Source organism: Lentzea californiensis (assembly GCF_024648825.1).
In the GTDB taxonomy this organism is placed as follows: Bacteria; Actinomycetota; Actinomycetes; order Mycobacteriales; family Pseudonocardiaceae; genus Lentzea; species Lentzea californiensis.
This window is the reverse complement of record NZ_JANBBE010000019.1, coordinates 104,778-119,932: the sequence shown is the minus strand read 5'-3', so window position 1 is coordinate 119,932 and position 15,155 is coordinate 104,778. Positions and strand designations below refer to the sequence as shown.

The following is a 15,155-nucleotide window of genomic DNA, read 5'->3' as shown; positions in this document are numbered from 1 at the left end:
GGGAAGGACGCGGATGAGCATTCCCGTGGCACGGTGGCCGCACGTCCTGCTGGCGTTGCTGGCCCTAGCCACCACGCTCGACCAACGGCCGGTGCTCGCCGAACTCGTGCTGTGCGTGGTCGTGGCGGCCTGGCTGGCGGCCGGGACCACGCTGCGGATCAGGCCGTGGGTGGTCGCCGTGGGGCTGACCGCGCTCACGGGAGCGCTGGTGGTGCTCAACCCGTTGTTCGGGTTCCTCACGCCGGTGCCGTACTTCTACACCTTCCGGACGATCGCTTTTCCGTGGCAACCGGCCGGTGTGGCGGCGGTCGCGGTGGTGGCGGGCACGGCCCAGGCGTACGGGGTCGACAAGTCGACCGCTGGTGGCGTCGCCATCTGGCTCGCCGTCATCGCCGGCAACGCCGTGCCCATGTGCGCGTACGCGTTCGTGGCGCGGAAGGCCGAACAGCAGGAGGCGGAGCGGGAGCAGGCGCTCGCCCAGGCACGTGAGGCGAACCGCCGGCTCGCGGAGTCGTTGGCGGACAACGCCACGCTGCACGAGCAACTGGTCGTGCAGGCCCGTGAGGCCGGGGTGCGTGACGAACGGCAGCGGATGGCTCGGGAGATCCACGACACGCTCGCCCAGGGGCTGACCGGCATCATCAGCCAGCTCCGCGCGGCCGACGACAGGACGTGGGCCCGGCACGTCGCCGCCGCCACCGAGCTGGCCAGGGAAAGCCTCGACGAGACGAGACGGTCCGTCTCGGCACTGCGTCCCGAACCGCTGCGCACGGCCCGGTTGACCGAGGCGCTCACCGGCGTCGCCGGGAAGTGGTCGGCGCTGCACGGGATCCCGGTCGAGGTCACGACCACGGGTGACGCGCGGCTGATCGCGCCGGAGGCCGAGTTCGCGCTGCTGCGGGCGGCGCAGGAGGCGCTGGCGAACGTGGCGAGGCATGCGCGGGCCAGCCGGGTCGGCGTCACGTTGTCGTACCTGGAGGCCGAGGTGGCGCTGGACGTGCGCGACGACGGCCGCGGGTTCGGTGACGTCCGGCCGGGAGGGTTCGGGCTCGAGGCGATGAGGCAGCGGATCGAAGGCCTGGCGGGCACCGTGCAGGTCGAGTCCGAACCCGGTGCGGGCACGGGGGTCTCAGCCCGCGTGCCACTGGAGGCGAGAGCGTGATCAAGGTGCTGGTCGTCGACGACCACCCGGTGGTCAGGGACGGGCTCACGAGCATGTTCGCCCAGGACCCCGGTTTCGAGGTGGTCGGCGAGGCGGGCGACGGAGCCGAGGCGGTGCGGCTCGCCAAGGCGCTGCGGCCCGACGTCGTGCTGATGGACCTGCGCATGCCGGGCACGGACGGCCTCACCGCGACCAGGGAGCTCGCGGGCGTCGCGCACGTGCTGGTGCTGACCACGTACGACAACGACAGCGACGTGGTGGCGGCGGTCGAGGCAGGAGCCACGGGTTATCTGCTCAAGGACGCTCCGCGCGACGAACTCGTGCGCGCGGTCCGGGCCACCGCGCGGGGCGAGGCCGTGCTCGCCCCGGCCGCGGCCGCGTTGCTGATGAGACGGGTGCGCAGTGCCGCCGCGGAGGTGCTCAGCCCGCGCGAGCTGGAGGTGCTGCGGTTCGTCGCCGGCGGGGCGACGAACCGCGACGTGGCCAAGGGACTCTTCATCACCGAGGCCACCGTCAAGTCACACCTGCTCAACATCTACGCCAAGCTGGAGGTGGGCGACCGGGCGGCCGCCGTCACCGAGGCGTTCCACCGCGGGCTGCTCGTCCCGCGCGAACAGCGGTTCAGCCCTTGAGGAACGCCGCCGTCGCCTTCATCGCGCTGTCCGACGAGCCCGCCTTCTCCACGATCACCGCGAACGCCACGTTGTTCTGGTAGCCCACGAACCAGCCGTGCGCGTCGCCACTGCCGACCTCCGCCGTGCCGGTCTTCCCGGCCAGGCCGGGGATTCCGGCGAGCTGCTTCGCGGTACCGGCGGTCACCACTTCGCGCATCATCGCGCGCAGCGGCGCCAGCACGGCGGCGGGCGGGCCGGCCGCCACGTCGTTCGGCTCGGACGGCTTACCACGCAGGAGCGCCGGTTTCGGGGTCTTGCCCGAGACGACGGTGGCGGCGACCAGGGCCATGCCGAACGGGCTGGCCACCACGTTGCCCTGGCCGAAGCTGTTCTCCACCCGCTGGTCGCCGCTGGCCGGCGGAACCTTGCCGGTGTTCGTCTCGGCACCGGGGATGACCCAGTCGGCGCCCAGGCCGAACCGCTTCGCCATGTCCGGCAGGGCGTTCGGGTCGAGTTTGGACCCGAGGTCGCCGAACGTCGTGTTGCAGGACAGCGCGAACGCCGTGTGGAACGGCAGGCTGTCGTGGCCGAAGTCCGCGTTGCTGATCCTGCGGGTGCCGATGGTGGCGGTGGCCGGGCAGGGGACTGCGGTGCCGCTCTGCACCAGGCCCGCGTTCATGACCGCCGCCGCGGTGACGACCTTCATCGTCGAGCCGGGGGCGTAGCGGCCGACGAACGGGTTGGTGCCGGCCAGCGCCTTGTTCTGCGCCACGGCCAGGATCTCGCTGGTCGAGGCCTCGATCGCCACGATCGCCGCGCCCTGCGGGAGGGCGTCCACGGCCGCCTGGGCCGCTGCCTGGCGGGCCGGGTCGATGGTGACGGTGATCTTCTCGCCGCCCTCCGCCTTCTTGGTGTCCAGCACGGTGAACGCGCCGCCCGCGGTGATGCCCACCTCCCAGCCGTCGATGCCCTTCACGTCACCGACGGTGGCGGTGATCGACTTGTACAGGCCGTCCGGGACCGTGCCCTGGGTCAGCGCCTTGCCGTCGCGGCCCAGCAGGGCGCCTTCCGCCAGCGCCTTGCGGTAGGTGAGCGACGCGCCGTCGGTCAGCTGCGGGTGGACGACCGCGGGCGTCCAGTGGACCTTCCAGGCACCGTCGGCGCGGATCATCGGGACCTTGACGTCGTACTTCAGCAGGGCGGCGCTCGGCATCGTCCAGGTGACGGACGCGGTGAGCTCGGTCGTCGTGGCGTCAGCCGCCGGCGGCGGGGACGCCGCCACCGTGGCCTGGTACGCGGACGTGCCCATGCCCGCCTTGCTGGCTTCCAGTGCCGTGGTCGCCGCCGCCGGTGCGTCGGTGAAGACGGCCGCGCTGGCCGGGCCCGAGAACGCCCTCGTCAGGAACGAGGTGGCCACCTGCGCCGGAGTCTCCGCCGGCTTGACCGGTGCGTCGGCGACCACCACGGACCTGCTGCCCGACCAGAGCAGGGTGCCCGCCACGCCGACCACAGCCGTCGTGGCGAGCGCGCCGCCGATCAGGATCCATCTACGAGTCTTCTGGTCCACTTGGTCGAATCCCCCCAGGTAAGTGCTTCCCCGGTGGGAGAATAACGGCAGGCCGCTGAGGATTTGTGAGGGTTTCTACCTATCCCAGCTGCGGAATGCGGGTCTGGTAGTGGCGGAGCAGGTCGGCGTTGGCGGCGTCGCCACCCTCCACGTTCGCGCTGCGCCACAGGGGGAGCCGCACACCGGACGCGGCCGCCTTGTCGATCAGCCGCACCATCAGCAGGTTCCACAGGAACGTGGTGGCCAGCGTGGAGATCGCCGCGGTGACCGGGGCGTCCACCGGGTAGGTCGAGTCGCCGGGCGGGACCAGGTTGTCGAGGACGACGGTCGAGACCTCGGCCAGGGTCGCGCCGGCGCGGCGGGGCGCCTGGGCGCTGGAGGCCACCGACGTGACACCCACCACCGGGCAGCCTCTGTTCGCGGCCTCCTGGGCGAGTTCGACGGGGTAGTAGTTGACGCCCGACGTCGAGAACACGAACAGCACGTCGTGCGGGGCCAGACCCGACTCGCGCAGGACCTCGCCCGCGAGGCCGGAGCGCCGTTCGGCCGACGTGCTGCTGATCGCGCCGTGCATCGGGAGCAGTTCGGGGTGGTAGACCGGGCGGACGCAGGCCAGGCCACCGGCCCGGTAGAAGGTCTCGGCGACCGCCGCCAGCGAGTGCCCCGCTCCCGCGGTGAGGAGGATCCCGTCGGCCTCGACGGCGGCCAGCACGAGCTCGGCCACGTCGTCGAGAGCGGCCGCGTTGTGCTGCTCGACGCGCGTGAGGTGCGTGCGCACGAGATTGCCGTAGTCGGACCCGGTCACGGTGTCGGTCGTCATGCCGGTCAGTAGTACCCGATTGCAGATGACCTCACCAGTAACCCGGGCACCACAAACCTCGATACGCGCGATGAGGGGTGCGCCGGCGCTCACGGACAGGGGGTGGGTTTGATCAGGCGGTACTTCTACTTCTGGGTCGTGCTGGTCGCGGTGTTCGCGGCGGCGGCGGCCACGAACATCGCGCTGGCGGTCACCTACTCCGAGCTGTGGCCGGTGTGGGTGGGGCTGGCGCTGCTCGTCGTCGCCGTCGGATGTGCCAGGGCGGCGGTCCGGGCCAGGCCCTAGACGGGTCGTCGACGACCACGACGGCTGAGTGCCTCGGGCGTCAAGCTCCGCCGGTACGGCGCCCGAGGTCCTCGGGCCGATCGATGTCCGCACCGTCCGCCACGTCGGCGCACTCGACGTGGCGGACGGTGTTCGACCGGAGGTAGTCCCGCGCGCCCTGGTCGCCCGCCGCCGACGCCATGACGCCCGCGAAGTGGTCCGACCCGATCAGCACCGGGTGCCCGATCTCGCCGTCGTAGGTGGCCCGGGCCAGCACTTCCGGTCCGGCGAGGGCCATGAGGCGGTGCAACGCCTCGACGGTGACGCCGGGGGTGTCCACGGGCAGCACGACCACCGCGTCAGCGCTGCCGACGGCGTGCAGGCCGGTGCGCAGCGACGACCCCATGCCGGTGTCCCAGTGGGGGTTGTCGACGACGGTCACGCCCTGCAGGGTGGCCTGCCGCCGCACTTCCGCCGCCTGCGCGCCGAGCACCACGACGACCGGGTCGCAGCCGGCGGCTCTGAGCAGCTCGGCGGCCGAGTCCACGAAGAGCTTGCCGTGCAACGGGACGAGGGCCTTGGGGGAACCGAACCGGCGGCCGGCCCCCGCGGCGAGCAGAAGACCGGCCACGCGCATGGTCACGAATCTACTGCGTCCCGTGGATCCGGTAGCCGATTCCCGGTGTCGTCGCGATGATCGGCGGTTCACCGAGCTTGCGGCGCAACCGGCCCACGGTGACGGTGACGGTGTTGGTGAACGGATCGGCGTGCTCGTCCCACACGCGCTCCAGCAGGGCCTCGGCGCTCAGGAAGCCGGGGCAGGCCTCCAGCAGCGCTTCCAGCACGGCGAACTCCTTCACCGAGAGCGCGAGTCGCCGCCCGTCGCGCACGACGGTCCGGCGCACCGGGTCCAGCTCGATCCCGGCCGCGCGCAGCACCGGGGGTCTGGCGTCCGGCCTGCGGCGGGCCAGCGCCCGCACGCGCAGGACGAGCTCCGGGAAGTGGAAGGGCTTGGCGAGGTAGTCGTCGGCACCCAGGGTGAGCCCGCTGACCCGGTCGCCTGGGGCGCTCGCCGCGGTCAGCATCAGCACCATCGGCCGGCCGGGCCGCTCGATGATCATCCGGCACAGCACGTCGCCGTGCAGCCCCGGCAGGTCCCGGTCGAGGACCACCACGTCGTACGCGGTGACGTCGAGGTTCGCGGCGGCGACCAGCCCGTCGTGCGCGAGGTCGACGGGCATCCCCTGGTCGCGCAGTCCTTCCGCGACGACCTCGGCGAGGGCGGCGTCGTCCTCCACCAGCAGGACCCTCACGCCGGTACCGCCGCGACCGGCAGCGTGATCGACACCCGCAGGCCGCCTTCCGGCCGGGCGAGCAGGGCGACGTGCCCGCCGTGCGCGGCGGCGATCGCGGCCACGATGGACAGTCCGAGACCCGAGGAGCCGATGCGCTCGCCGCCGAGCCGTTCGAACGGCTGGGTCAGCCGGTCGACCTCCCGCTGCTCGAAGACGGCTCCGCCGGTCTCGACGACCAGCTCCGTCTGCTCGCTCACGGATCCGGAGACCCGGACCCATCCACCGGCCTCGTTATGCGTCACGGCGTTGTCGACGACGTTGCCCACCAGTCGTGCCAGCAGCGCCGGACTTCCCTGAGTCGCCGTTCCCGGCGGCACGTCCACCACCACGGTCAGCCCCTTCGCCCGCACCTCGCCGGACAGGTCGTGCAGCGCCGTCTCCACGAGCTCGCCGAGGTCGACCGGGGCGGAGTCGGCCAGCGCGCCGTGCTGCGCCCTGGCCAGCACGAGAAACCCGTCGAGCAGGTGGTCGACCCGGTCGAGCTGCACGCGCAGGCGGTCGGCGAGCGCCACCGTCGACGCGGCCGGATCGGGCTTGGCGACCGCGACGTCCAGTGATGCGCGCATCGTCGTCAGCGGTGTGCGCAGCTCGTGGGAGGCGTTGGCGGCGAAGCGGCGTTGCGCGGCGAACGACACCTCCAGCCGTTCGAGCAGCTCGTCGATGGTGTCGGCAAGGCCCTTCACCTCGTCGGCCGGACCGGCGACGGCCAGCCGCCGGTCGAGGCTGTCGGCGGAGATGCGCCGCGTGGCGCTCGTGATGGTCCGCAACGGCCGCAGCACGCGCCGGGCCAGCACCCGGCCGACCAGCAGCGAGACGACCGCCATCACGACCAGCGCCAGCAGCGACCCGGCCAGCAGCCGGCGTGCCTGCTGCGCGTGCACCTCGGCCAGCTGGTCCTGCAGCTGCCGGACGTGCTGCTGCGCCGAGTCGAGGCCGGGCGCGGGCGCGACGTCGGTCATCCTGCCGCCGGACAGCAGGAACGTCAGAACCAGCAGTCCGACGCCCGACACGAGGAACACGGCGGCGTACAGGATCGTGAACCGCACCCCGATGGTTCCGCCGCGCAGCTTGCTCATGCCGCCAGCATGCCCGCGACTACCTAACAACGGCATGACAAGTCCGCTTCGGGCCGTGTTAGCCGCCGATCCGTAGACCAGCACCATGTCGAGCACCGAACTCCTCCGGCGGGAGTGGACCGCGTTCCGCAGGCCCGGCCGCCTGATCGCCCTGGCCGTCGCGGCCCTCTCCGTCATCACGGTGGGTCTGCTGTTCGCGGGCACCACCTCGTCCAGCGTCAGCGACACCTTCTGGTTCCGGCACCAGGACCTCGGCCGCGAAGGCGCCATCACGGTCAGGATGACGTCGATGACCGGGACGATCACCTACCCGCCGCCCGGTCACGACCAGATCGTCGCCGGGCTCGTGCCGTGGGCGAAGTCCGGGATCATCGTCAAGGACGGCCTGCGGCAGGGCTCGCGGTACGCGTCGCTCGCGATGACCGGCGCCCACGGCGTGCGGTTCCAGCACGACTACGTGCACGACGTCGCCGGGAGCGCGTCCCCGGCTCCTCGCTGGCTGCGGCTGACCCGTTCCGGCGACACCATCACCGGGTCCGAGTCGGCGGACGGCGAGCAGTGGCACGTCGTCGGGACCGCAGAGCTCACAGGACTCCCGGAGACCGTCCAGGTCGGACTCTTCGCCACCTCGCCGGGCGACCTGACGCTCCGCAAGACCGGCTTGGGCGGCACGATCGAACAGGTCCGGTTCACCCAGGCCGTCGGCGTCTTCGACCACGTCACCGTCGAGGGAGGCGCCGGCCGGTGGGACAGCGGCCCGGTCGGCGAGATGAACCACACCGACTGGGAGAAGTTCCACAACGCCTCGGGAGCCGTGGAGAAGGACGGCGTCGTCACCGTCAGCGGTACCGGCGACATCGGGCCGATCGGTGAGAGCGGTGCGCGCGGCGTCGAGAAAGCGTTGTTCGGACTGGTGATCGCGCTGGTCATCGTGCTCGTCGTCGCGGCCCGCTACGGCGCCCGTGAGACGCCCCGGCGGGTGCTCGCCGCCCGGACGGTCCTCATCGGATCGGCCACCTTCGTCACGGGTCTGCTCCCCGCCGGGATCGTCGTCGCGACGACGTCGTTGGCGACCTACGTCCGGGTGGTGGTCGGTGTCGCCGCGGCGCTCGCGCTCTGCGCGGTCCTGGCGTACGGGCTCGGCGTGTGGCTGCGCCGCGGCTGGGCGGCGATCCTCGCCGGACTGGCGCTGGTCGCCGTGCCCTACGCCGTGACCGCGGTGCCACTGCTGCCCGACTCGGTCGCGGACTGGCTGCTGCGGCTCACCCCGGCGGCGGGCTTCGCCGTCAAGCAGACGGTGGTGGAGCACCCGCAGGTCACAGCCCACTACGCGCCGTCGGCGGGCTACTTCCCGTTGCCGGGCTGGGCCGGGTTCGCCGTGCTCTGCGCCTACACGGCACTCGTGCTGTGGCTGGCTAGTTCAAGTTCTCGAGGATCAGCGAGGAAGCCGCTTCGGGAACCTCTTCCGGGATCCAGTGGCTGACGTCCTCGACCATCTCGAACCGGTACGGCCCGGTGCACCACTTCTCGGTCTCGAAGGCCGCGAACGACCCGAACGCCACGTCCTCCGTGCTCCACACGTACATGGTCTTGACGCCGACCTTGTCCGCGGCACCGTGCGCCTTGCCCGCGCGGTACCAGTTCAAAGCGGCCGTGAGCGCACCCGGTTCGCTCAACCGCTGGACGTACTCCTCGACGTGCGAGGGCCGGATCCGCCACTCGAACATCTGCTTGATGGCCTGCGCGTTGTTGTCGAGCATGCGCTTCTCGGTGCTGCGCTCACGCCAGTCGCGCATGTACTGCGACCGCATCGCCTGGTCCTCATCGGACTGCAGCGCGACCTTCAGCGCGGCGGGGTGCGGCGTGGAGAAGACGGTGAGCGTGCGCAGGCGCTCGGGGTGCTCGATCGCGGTCCACCACGCGACGGCGCCACCCCAGTCGTGCCCGACTAGGTCGAACGTGTCCCAGCCCAGCGAGTCCGCCATCGCGAGCACGTCGCCGACGAGGTGCGTGACCGTGTACTCGGACGCCTGTTCCGGGCGCACGCCGGGGGAGTAGCCGCGCTGGTCCGGTGCGACGGCGCGAAAACCGTTCACGCCGAGCACCGCCACCTGGTGTTCCCACTCGATCGCGGCCTCGGGGAAACCGTGCAGCAGCAACACCGGGCGGCCGTCCTCGGGACCGGACGCGATGGCGTCGAAGGAGCCTGCCTCGGTGGAGATGGTGATGTGGTCGATCACGGGTCCGACCCTACCGGTGTGAGCTGGCTCTCAACGGGCGAGCCGAAGGGCGTGGCCTCACGAACAGCAGGTGTGCATCCGCAGGTAGACGTGTTGAAACCGCAGGCCGGTACGAGAGCTGTCGTGCTCGTGCTGCACGGCGGACGGGAACACGGCACCGGACCCGTCCGGCGCCACAACCTCGCGTACCTGCGCATGGTCCCGCTGGCCCGGGCGCTGCGCGCGCCCGGCGTCGAGGTCTGGAACATGCGCTACCGGGTCCGCGGCTGGAACGCGCCGAGCCTCGATCCGGTGAAGGACGCGCGGTGGGCGCTCGAGAGGATCACCGAACTCCACCCCGGCAGGCCGGTCGTGCTGGTCGGGCACTCGATGGGAGGCCGGACCGCGCTGCGCGTCGCCGGCCACCCGAGCGTGGTGGCCGTGTGCGCGCTGGCGCCGTGGCTCGTGCCCGGTGAGCCGTTCGAGCAGCTCAGGGGCAGGGCGCTGCTCATCGCGCACGGCGACCAGGAGCGGATGACGGACCCGGCCAGGTCGCTGGCGTTCGCCCGGCAGGCCAAGACCGTGACGGACCGGGTGGCGCGGTTCAGCGTCGTCGGCGACGGGCACGCGATGCTCAGGAGGGCGCGGGACTGGACCCGGCTGGTCGTCTCCTTCGTCCACGGTGAACTCGGACTCGAACCGGTCGCCCCCGGCATCGCGAATGCCATGCGGGAGGCCTCGCCACGAGGCCTCGACGTGCCCTTGGGAGGCTCGCGTGGCTGAGGTCGCCGTCATCGGAGCAGGGGTCGCCGGGCTCACGGCCGCCTATGTGTTGCAACGCAGGCACGACGTCACGCTGTTCGAGGCCGACGACCGGCTCGGCGGGCACGCGCACACGCACGACCTGGACGGCGTGCACGTCGACTCCGGCTTCATCGTCCACAACGAACGGACCTACCCGAACCTGATCAGGCTCTTCCGCGAGCTCGGCGTGTCCACTCAGGACTCCGAGATGTCGATGAGCGTCCGGTGCGACGGCTGCGGCCTGGAGTACGCGGGTGCCAGGAAGCTGCCGGGCCTGTTCGCGCAGCCGAAGAACGCCGCCAACCCCCGGTACCTGCGCATGCTCGCCGAGGTCACCCGGTTCTACAAGCACGCCCAGCGCGTTCTCGACCACGAGGAGGCGCACGACGTCACGCTCGGCGCGTTCCTCGCGATCGGCGGGTACAGCCGGTACTTCGTCGACCACTTCATCGTGCCGCTGGTCAGCGCGGTGTGGTCGTCCGGCGCCGCGCTGAGCATGAAGTACCCGGCCTGGTACCTGTTCGAGTTCCTCGCGAACCACGGGATGCTCGCGATCGGCGGCACCCCGCAGTGGAAGACCGTCGTCGGCGGCTCACGCACGTACGTCGACCGGGCGGTGAAGGGCCTCAAGGCCGTGCACGTCGGCACGCCCGTCAGGGCCGTCACGCGTGGCGTCGCCGGTGTGGAGATCCGCGACGAGGACAACGTGCTGCACACCGCGGACCACGTCGTCATCGCCACGCACCCGGACCAGGCGCTGGGACTGCTGGCCGACCCGACGCGCGAGGAGAAGGAGGTGCTCGGCGCGTTCCAGTACTCGCGCAACGAGACCTGGCTGCACACCGACGCCTCGATCCTGCCGCGCGCGAGCGGCGCGCGGGCGTCGTGGAACCTCTACAAGCGGGCCTGCCACGAGGCGAACGACCAGGTGCTCGTCAGCTACCACATGAACCGGCTGATGCGCCTGGACGAGCCGCGCGACTTCGTCGTCACGCTCAACCCGCACGACGTGAACCCGGACAGCGTGCTCGCGAAGATGGTCTACGAGCACCCGGTCTACACGCCGGAATCCGTTGCGGCGCAACGACGTCTGCCCGAGATCAACACCGCCGTGACCGCCTACGCCGGCGCGTACCACGGCTGGGGCTTCCACGAGGACGGCTGCGCGTCGGGAGTACGCGCGGCCCAGTACTTCGGGGTCACGTGGTGATCTACGACGTCGTCATCACGCACGCCCGCCGCGAGCTCATCGACCGGGCGTTCAGCCACCGCGCCTACATGTGGCTGGTCGACCTGGCCGAGTTACCGCGGCTGCCCCGGTGGGCGCGCCCGTTCGCGAAGTTCGATGCCCGCGACCACCTCGGGTCACCGGAGAGGACCATCCGGGAGAACCTGGACGAGTGGCTGGCCGGGCACGGGATCGACCTCGGCGGCGGCCAGGTCCTGATGCTCGCCAACGCGCGCGTGTTCGGCTACGTCTTCAACCCGCTGTCCGTGTACTGGTGCCACGACGCCTCCGGAGAGCTCGTGTGCGTCGCCGCGGAGGTGCACAACACCTACGGCGGACGGCACTGCTATCTGCTGCGCACTGACGACAAAGGCCGTGCGTCGGTCGACAAGGAGTTCTACGTCTCCCCGTTCCTCGAGGTCGACGGCCACTACGTCATGAAGATGCCGAAGCCGGGAGACCAGCTGTCCGTGACCATCGCGTTGCGGCAGAACGGGAAGACCACCTTCAGCGCGACGATGAAGGGTGAGCGCAGTTCGGGGCTGCGCATGCTGCTGCGCCGTCCGCTGATGCCCCAGCGCGTGTCCGCGCTGATCCGCCGTCATGGCATCGCCCTCTACCTGAGGCGTATCCCGATCATCCCCAGGAGTCATGGATGAGCACGTTGTCCCTGCCCCGTCCCGGCCAGGGCATGTGGCCCGGGCTGTTCACGGCACCGCGTTCGCCGATGCGCGCCCGCATCGCCGAGGCGTTGTTCCGCAAGGCCGCGGGCCCGTTGCCGGTGACCGTCCGGTTCGCTGACGGCAGGACGTGGGGAGCGGGCGGTCCGGTGATGCGGATCGTCCGGCCCGGCGAGTTCTTCCACCGCCTCGGCGCCGACGCCAAGATCGGCTTCGGCGAGGCCTACATGGTGGGCGACTGGGAGTCCGACGAGCTCGCGGACGTGCTCTCGGTGTTCGCGGCGAAGCTCTCGACGCTGATCCCGCCCAGCCTGCAGCTGATGCGGCGGTGGGCGGAGCGGCGGCAGACCGAGATCAACGACGTCGCGGGCTCGCGGCAGAACATCCACCGGCACTACGACCTGTCGAACGAGCTGTTCGCGACGTTCCTCGACGAGACGATGACGTACTCGTCGGCGTTGTTCGAGGGCGGGCACGCCGACCTGCGCACGGCCCAGCTGCGCAAGATCGACGGCGTGCTCGACTACGCCGGCGTGCGCGCGGGCTCACGCGTGCTGGAGATCGGCACGGGCTGGGGCGCGCTGGCCATCCGCGCCGCCCAGAGGGGTGCGACGGTCACGTCGCTGACCATCTCCGCCGAACAGCGCAAGCTGGCGCTGGACCGGGTGAGGGACGCGGGTCTCCACGATCGTGTGACGGTCGAGCTGCGCGACTACCGGGAGGAGCACGGCCGGTACGACGCAGTCGTCAGCGTCGAGATGATCGAGGCAGTCGGTGCCGAATACTGGCCAGAGTACTTCTCGGTGCTCGACCGCGTGCTCGCGCCGGGCGGCCGGGCGGGACTGCAGTCGATCACCATGCCGCACGACCGCATGATCGCGAGCAAGGCCAGCTACACCTGGATCCACAAGTACATCTTCCCCGGCGGGCTCATCCCGTCCGTGCGGTCGATCGAGGACTCGGTGCGCGACAACACCCGGCTCGAGATCGTCGAGTCGCGGTCGTTCGGCCTCGACTACGCCGAGACGCTGCGCCGGTGGCGCGAGACGTTCCTCACCCGTTGGGACGAGGTGCGGGACCTGGGCTTCGACGACACGTTCCGCCGGATGTGGGAGTTCTACCTGGCCTACTCGGAGGCCGGCTTCCGCGTCGGGTACCTGGGGGTGCAGCAGTTCGGCATGGCCGAACGACTGGGCCGTTAGGACCACGTTCTACCCCAAAAGGGTGCTGGTTCCCCCGCCCGTGCGGACTTCGTGGTCCTCTTTGAAGCAGGCGGTATCAATCGGCTCGCTGCGGTCTCTTCTTCAGTGAAGCCCCAAGTGTCGCTGTAGTGGAGGAGGTCGCCGGGATGGTTCTACCCACAGCCGTGCGGGCCGGTGGCGGTGTCGCGGTCCTCGTGCCCGGTGAAGGCACAGAGGCCTGGAACCGGCCAACGGTGCCCATGCGCCGTCGGGTGCTCCAGGCACCGATCTCCAACCAGTGGCTCGCCGAAGCCGAGTTCGCCGACCTCGTCGATGCCGCTCTTGCCGGAGACAGACGGGCGGTCGAGCACCTGCTCGGCCGGATCCAGCCGCTGATCGTGCGCTACTGCCGCGCCAGGGTCGGCGGCCGGGAGCGCACGCTGGTCTCGGCCGAGGACATAGCGCAGGAGGTGTGCGTGGCGGTGCTCGGCGCCTTGTCGAAGTACCGCTACGAACCCGGCTCGTTCCTCGCGTTCGTGTACGGCATCGCCGCGCACAAGGTCGCCGACGCCCGCCGTCGCGCCGTCCGCAACCGCGCCGAGGTCGTGCCGGAGCTGCCGGACTGCCCGTCGCTCGAGACGGGCCCGGAACAGCACGCCGTCAACGGCGAGATGATGGCCCAGGTCACGCGCCTGCTGCACAAGCTGCCGCCCCGCCAGCGCGAGATCCTCGTGCTGCGGGTGGCCGTGGGCCTCTCGGCCGAGGAGGTCGCGATGGCGGTCTCGTCGACTCCGGGTGCGGTGCGGGTCGCACAGCACCGCGCGCTCACCCGGATGCGGGAGATGATCGCCGAGGAGGGCTGACCCGCTCGACGAGCGCGGCGAGGTCTCGCCGGCAGGACAGCAACGGGGAGTGTCCTGCATCGAGGCGTTCGACCGCGGTCGCCGACCGAGCTTGAGGAGGGACCGCGGCCGCGCGCCTCAATGCGGCTGCGGAACCGTCGTCCCCAGATCCGCGAACGCCGCGATCGCCGTCGTGACCAGCGCCGACGCGCCGAACACCAGCAACGCGACCGCGCCGCCGGCCAGGTCCGCCAGGAACGCGCCGAGCACCGGGGCGACCGGCGTGAGCCCGCGGCTGACGAAGTTCAGAACGGCGTCCATCCTGCCCATCAGGTCGTCGGGCACCATCGCGGTGAAGACGGCGCCCACGGAGACGTTGAGCATCGGGGTGGCGATCGCGGTGAGCATGAGCGGCACGAACGGCCACCACGCGCCGAACGGGAGCGCCATCGCCATCGTGCACGTGCCGAAGACGGTGAGCACCGCGACGATGAGCCGGGCAGGCGTCATGGTGACCTTGGGCGCCAGCAGGGCGCCGAGGACGCCGCCCACGCCGATGCCGGTGAGCACCAGACCGACGAGCCAGTCGGCGCCGCCCCGCTCCTTGACCAGCACCATGACCGGGAGCATCGAGGCCACGCCGAGCAGGTTCAGGGCCAGGAAGATCGCGACGATGTTGCGCAGCCCCCGCTGGTGCCGCAGCCAGGCCCACGGCTCACGCAGGTCCTGGCGCATGGGCTGACGCGGCCGTTGCCCTGCTCGCGGCGGGATCTTGGCGAACCACGCGCACATGGCGGCGACCAGGAACGACAGGGCGTCGCCGACGAACGGGACCGAGCGGCCGAGGCCGAACAGGAGTGCGCCGAGGGACGGGCCGACCAGGTACGCCACGTGGGTACGCGCTTCCTCCTGCGCGTACGCGGTCTTGAGCTGGCCGGGCGGCACGACCTCCTTGATCGCGGTGGCGCGGGCGGGGCCGGTGAACGCGGTGCAGACGCCGTCGACCGCCGCGAGCACGAGGAACAGCGGGATGGAGTCGAGGCCGGTGACGACGTTGGCCGCCATCGCCGCGATGACAACGGCCTGCGTGGTCTGGCTGAAGACCAGGACCTTGCCGCGGTCCCAGCGGTCCACCCACACGCCCGCCGGCATCTGGGCGAGGACCAGAGCCGCCGACCGCACCCCCGCGATCACGCCCGCCCAGAAGACCGACCCGGTGACCGCGAAGATCAGCAGGGGGACGGCGATGGTCGTGAGCTGCGTGCCCAACTGGGAGACGGCGGCACCGATCCACAGCAGCTGGAATTGGACGTTTTTCCTGAGCGGAACCCCCATGAGGGCTG

16 protein-coding genes are annotated in these 15,155 nt (G+C 71.2%); 9 read left to right on the top strand and 7 right to left on the bottom strand.

All coding sequences use genetic code 11. The features are described 5' to 3' along the window. Positions 1-13: 13 nt before the first annotated feature. Together LX88_RS41075 and LX88_RS41070 are read left to right on the top strand one after the other, a co-directional pair. Positions 14-1,162 carry a sensor histidine kinase gene (locus LX88_RS41075; protein WP_258953151.1) on the top strand — a complete coding sequence of 383 codons (1,149 nt, stop codon included), beginning with the start codon at positions 14-16 and terminating at the stop codon, positions 1,160-1,162. Continuing rightward, positions 1,159-1,794: a response regulator transcription factor gene (locus LX88_RS41070; protein WP_258953150.1), complete on the top strand. Its 636-nt coding sequence runs from the start codon at positions 1,159-1,161 to the stop codon at positions 1,792-1,794. Before LX88_RS41075 ends, LX88_RS41070 begins: the two co-directional genes overlap by 4 nt. Here LX88_RS41070 and LX88_RS41065 read toward each other — a convergent pair. Together LX88_RS41065 and LX88_RS41060 are read right to left on the bottom strand one after the other, a co-directional pair. Then, complete coding sequence (locus LX88_RS41065; protein WP_258953149.1) at positions 1,784-3,343, bottom strand: penicillin-binding transpeptidase domain-containing protein; 1,560 nt, start codon at positions 3,341-3,343, stop codon at positions 1,784-1,786. The two genes, LX88_RS41070 and LX88_RS41065, sit on opposite strands and share 11 nt — an antisense overlap. A gap of 79 nt (positions 3,344-3,422) precedes the next feature. After that, on the bottom strand, positions 3,423-4,163 hold the full coding sequence (locus LX88_RS41060; RefSeq protein ID WP_258953148.1) for an SIS domain-containing protein: 741 nt from the start codon (positions 4,161-4,163) through the stop codon (positions 3,423-3,425). 102 nt (positions 4,164-4,265) lie between these two features. Here LX88_RS41060 and LX88_RS41055 point away from each other — a divergent pair, with 102 nt between their 5' ends. Continuing rightward, complete coding sequence (locus LX88_RS41055; protein ID WP_258953147.1) at positions 4,266-4,448, top strand: hypothetical protein; 183 nt, start codon at positions 4,266-4,268, stop codon at positions 4,446-4,448. A gap of 40 nt (positions 4,449-4,488) precedes the next feature. Here LX88_RS41055 and LX88_RS41050 read toward each other — a convergent pair whose 3' ends face one another. Genes LX88_RS41050 through LX88_RS41040 form a run of 3 tightly spaced genes read right to left on the bottom strand, consistent with a single transcriptional unit; the run spans position 4,489 to position 6,858 of the window. Then, positions 4,489-5,064, bottom strand: a complete 576-nt coding sequence (locus tag LX88_RS41050) for a nucleotidyltransferase family protein (protein WP_258953167.1) — start codon at positions 5,062-5,064, stop codon at positions 4,489-4,491. A gap of 10 nt (positions 5,065-5,074) precedes the next feature. Then, on the bottom strand, positions 5,075-5,740 hold the full coding sequence (locus LX88_RS41045; protein WP_258953146.1) for a response regulator transcription factor: 666 nt from the start codon (positions 5,738-5,740) through the stop codon (positions 5,075-5,077). Next, on the bottom strand, positions 5,737-6,858 hold the full coding sequence (locus tag LX88_RS41040; protein WP_258953145.1) for a sensor histidine kinase: 1,122 nt from the start codon (positions 6,856-6,858) through the stop codon (positions 5,737-5,739). Before LX88_RS41040 ends, LX88_RS41045 begins: the two co-directional genes overlap by 4 nt. Before the next feature lie 85 nt (positions 6,859-6,943). Here LX88_RS41040 and LX88_RS41035 point away from each other — a divergent pair, with 85 nt between their 5' ends. Then, positions 6,944-8,341, top strand: a complete 1,398-nt coding sequence (locus LX88_RS41035; protein WP_258953144.1) for a DUF1349 domain-containing protein — start codon at positions 6,944-6,946, stop codon at positions 8,339-8,341. On the opposite strand, the gene LX88_RS41030 is transcribed toward LX88_RS41035, so the two are convergent. Further along, complete coding sequence (locus LX88_RS41030; RefSeq protein ID WP_258953143.1) at positions 8,274-9,098, bottom strand: alpha/beta fold hydrolase; 825 nt, start codon at positions 9,096-9,098, stop codon at positions 8,274-8,276. The two genes, LX88_RS41035 and LX88_RS41030, sit on opposite strands and share 68 nt — an antisense overlap. 18 nt (positions 9,099-9,116) lie before the next feature. On the opposite strand from LX88_RS41030, the gene LX88_RS41025 reads away from it, so the two are divergent. From LX88_RS41025 to shbA, 5 genes are all read left to right on the top strand, one after another. Beyond that, on the top strand, positions 9,117-9,860 hold the full coding sequence (locus tag LX88_RS41025) for an alpha/beta hydrolase (protein WP_372511528.1): 744 nt from the start codon (positions 9,117-9,119) through the stop codon (positions 9,858-9,860). After that, positions 9,853-11,091 carry an NAD(P)/FAD-dependent oxidoreductase gene (locus LX88_RS41020; RefSeq protein ID WP_258953142.1) on the top strand — a complete coding sequence of 413 codons (1,239 nt, stop codon included), beginning with the start codon at positions 9,853-9,855 and terminating at the stop codon, positions 11,089-11,091. Before LX88_RS41025 ends, LX88_RS41020 begins: the two co-directional genes overlap by 8 nt. Further along, positions 11,088-11,768 (top strand): DUF1365 domain-containing protein, encoded by a 681-nt coding sequence (locus LX88_RS41015; RefSeq protein WP_258953141.1) that lies wholly within the window; start codon positions 11,088-11,090, stop codon positions 11,766-11,768. Before LX88_RS41020 ends, LX88_RS41015 begins: the two co-directional genes overlap by 4 nt. Beyond that, positions 11,765-12,991: an SAM-dependent methyltransferase gene (locus tag LX88_RS41010; RefSeq protein ID WP_258953140.1), complete on the top strand. Its 1,227-nt coding sequence runs from the start codon at positions 11,765-11,767 to the stop codon at positions 12,989-12,991. The genes LX88_RS41015 and LX88_RS41010 overlap by 4 nt, the downstream gene beginning before the upstream one ends. 146 nt (positions 12,992-13,137) lie before the next feature. Beyond that, positions 13,138-13,833 carry an RNA polymerase sigma factor ShbA gene (shbA, locus tag LX88_RS41005; RefSeq protein ID WP_258953139.1) on the top strand — a complete coding sequence of 232 codons (696 nt, stop codon included), beginning with the start codon at positions 13,138-13,140 and terminating at the stop codon, positions 13,831-13,833. A 117-nt stretch (positions 13,834-13,950) separates the two neighbouring features. On the opposite strand, the gene LX88_RS41000 is transcribed toward shbA, so the two are convergent. After that, positions 13,951-15,147 (bottom strand): MFS transporter, encoded by a 1,197-nt coding sequence (locus LX88_RS41000; RefSeq protein WP_258953138.1) that lies wholly within the window; start codon positions 15,145-15,147, stop codon positions 13,951-13,953. Positions 15,148-15,155: the final 8 nt, after the last annotated feature.